The 834-nt window shown below is 75.1% G+C and carries 1 pseudogene; it reads left to right on the forward strand.

Annotated features, from left to right (window positions below):
- Nucleotides 1-834, forward strand: a pseudogene (locus ACLBYG_RS31595) (glycosyltransferase); the annotation flags it as partial.

The raw sequence follows: 834 nt of genomic DNA on the forward strand, positions 1-834 counted from the left end.
CGGGGCGATCGGGCAGGAGCCCCTCGAGCGGGACGCGTTCCTGGACCTGCAGGCGCGGCTGGTGGCGGGGCATTTCGACCACGGCTTCTACCGGGCGCGCTACGGCCTGTCCGAGGCGCAGGACGCGGTGCGCGACTACTGCGACACCGGCTGGAAGAAGGGCCGCAACCCCAGGCCCGACTTCGACGGGCAGGCCTACGCCGACGCGCATCCCGGGATGCGCGAGACGGGCCTCGCGCCCCTCGTCCACCGCCTCGCCACGGCGCTGATGCACGGCACCGACATCGCGGCCGGTGCCTTCCACCCCCGCTACGGCACGCCGGATTCGCGGGAGGCGGCGCTGGCCGACGAGGCCCGGACGGTCGCGCCGTTCTTCGACGCCGCCTTCTACGCCAAGCGCAACCCCGACGCCGCCGGGGCCCCCGGCGGGCCGCTCGCCCACTTCGTCGCCTACGGGCAGCACGAGGGCCGGGACCCGAGCAAGGCCTTCTCGATCGCGTTCTACCGGGAGACCTACGGGCACCTGCTAGGTCCCGGGGAGTCGCCGTTCCTGCACTATGTGCGCACCGGCCGGGCCGCCGGGCTGATGGGCTGCCCCGAGGATCTCGGCACCTACCCGCCCATGGAGGCCCCGGCCGCCGACGCGTGGGACCGCCTGCCCCGGGCCCTGCCCATCGCGCAGGCCCGCGTCGTCGTCATCGTCCCGGTCTACAAGGGCCGCGGCGAGACCCTGCGCGCCCTCCACGCCTGCCTGTCGGCGCCCCAGGCCACCCCCTTCACCCTGCTCGCCGTCAACGACCGCTCCCCCGACCCGCAGCTCACCGCGGAGCTCGT

The sequence above is a fragment of the Methylobacterium sp. D53M genome (genome assembly GCF_053345625.1).